The sequence below is a fragment of the Fibrobacter sp. UWR4 genome (genome assembly GCF_003149045.1).
GTDB lineage: Bacteria > Fibrobacterota > Fibrobacteria > Fibrobacterales > Fibrobacteraceae > Fibrobacter.
This window is the reverse complement of record NZ_QGDU01000079.1, coordinates 1-2,197: the sequence shown is the minus strand read 5'-3', so window position 1 is coordinate 2,197 and position 2,197 is coordinate 1. Positions and strand designations below refer to the sequence as shown.

Here is a 2,197-nt window from a genome sequence, read left to right as displayed (position 1 = left end):
GTGTTCCCCACGGCGTCCGTGACGGATTCCACGAGCCATGAATGCGCGTCGTAGGCGACGGAAGCGAGGTTCCCGAAGGCGTCCTCGATTCCGCAGGGGCGGTAGAAACTCGACGTTGCGCCCGGCGCATAGACGTTCCTGCCGGAACGGCGGTACCAGTCGCCGCCGCGGAGGACATATCCCGCCGCCGTCATGTCGGCGGGGGTCACGGAGGTGCCGTAGATCCCGGCCAGCCCCTGCGACTCGAAGGCGAGCCCGTAGCGTTCGTAGACGACCGCGGCCAGCCCGCAGGTACCGTCGGTACGTGGCACGGAGAGGGTGTCGTCGTAGAAAACGACATCTTCGCGGGCCAAGACCTTATAAGGCTTAGTCACATCCACAAACAGCGCGTTCAGGGATTGCGCATTTTCCAGGTCGGACGCTGCATGGCCTGTCTTCTCGTAAGACACGGTACTTTCCTGTAGGCCCATGCGGAACTTGCCCGAAGAGTGTTCGCAATCCTGTGTATAGCGGGTCTCGGTGAAAGTCACATGGTTCTTCTTCTGTTCGTTCCACACGACATCGGGCACGTCGTCCGGCTTCGAACCTCCACGGCCGTACCAGACCGAGGCCGAGAGGAGCGGCCTGCCGTACGCATCCGTAGCCAGTGTAAACGAGGCGTTCGTACGGGGCGTGTCGGCGGCGGATTCCCGGAACGAGGCCGTCTCGGATTCCTGGATGCACTGCCAACAGGAACCGTTGCGGAACCTGTCGCCCGACAGGCGGGCTTCCATGATAAATTTTGCCCGGTAGGTCCACGATGTCGTGGAAAATTCCTTGATTTCCGTCCCGTCCCTGTTGACGGAAAGGACCTTGCGGCTTTTCGGCATCCCCTGGAACGAGCGGCAGCCTTCCTGCCACTGGCGGGTAGTCATCGCCTGGGCGCAATCCAGCGTGGGCCTTTCCGATGACCTTCCCAGATAAAAATCCGCCCTTGTCTCGCGTATGTCCTGATCGGTTTCCGGGTCGATGCCGCACTCGTGCTCGCGCAGCACCACGGAACCGAAGCCCCTGAACTCGCGGAAATCCGGGTCGTGGTAGCCGTCGCGATAGGCGTAGGTTTCGGTGCGGTCCCAGCCCGTGACGAGGTCCCTCGACACGACCTTGGAGACGCACTGGACCACGTACGGCAACTTCGTAGTCCACGGATTCCCGGACAGTTTGTCCTCGAGGTAGTAGGCCGTGCTCGGCGTGTACTCGATATCGACCTGCGCACCGGTTCCGTTCGAGTAGCCGGACATGACGTTGGTACGCCCGCCCTGCACCGGCAGGTACCGCGGCGATGCGGACGCGTCCGCAAACAGCGGGGAGCCGAACACGATGGTGGAAAGCCCTTTCCCGAGGACGTCCGCAGATTTCACCGTCCCGCCCTTGCCAGGAAGCGAAATCGTATCGACGAACTCGAACGATTTTCCGAGACAGTTGCGGTAGATATGGAGATGGTCGCCCTCACGGTAGAGCAGGTCCGTAGTCCCTGAACCATCAATGTCCGCGACGGTCAGGTTCGCGGGGTTGAAATTCTTGCAGCCGCCCAAAACTGGCGCATTATCCATATAGATCGCCGAACCGAAACGCCCGTGGCCGTAGTTCGGCCAGTAGCAGACATCCGAGAACCGGACACGCACGAGGTCGGCGAGTCCGTCGCCCGTCATGTCGGCGGCGAACACCGCCTCGTCGGGAGACTTCGAGACAAGCACGGGCTTCTCGCCCGGTTCGGTAAAGTACCTGTAGATGGCGTTCCCGTAACCCTTCATGCCGCCGGAGAGATACACGCGTATCCTGCCGTCCTCGGCAACTACGACTTCGCTACGTCCGTCGCCGTCCAGGTCCATGAACTTTATGTTGGATTTTTCCCAGTCAATCCACGGAACACTCCCGAACTTCCTGCGCGGCCCAAACTTTCCGGATTCGTCAAGGAAAGATGCACCAGCGTTCATACCACTGTTCTCGACAAGCGCGAGGACCCCGTTGCCCTCGACATCGGTAAGGCCGGAAGGTGTACCCGGAACAGGCCTGTCGCCCACTTCCGAAGCAGAAGATAGGCGGCCGTTCCCCAGATTGTGCTTAAAGTACCATTTGCCGCCGCAGTCCATGAGCAGGCCGGCGATGCCCTCGCCGTAGAGGTCAACCCATTCGGCGGACGTGAAGCCGCCGGGGA

The 2,197-nt window shown here is 61.2% G+C and carries 1 protein-coding gene; it reads right to left on the bottom strand.

Features of this window, described 5'->3' with window-relative positions:
• A partial coding sequence (locus tag BGX12_RS15130; protein WP_199220800.1) for a toxin TcdB middle/C-terminal domain-containing protein occupies positions 1-2,197 on the bottom strand: 2,197 nt, incomplete at both ends.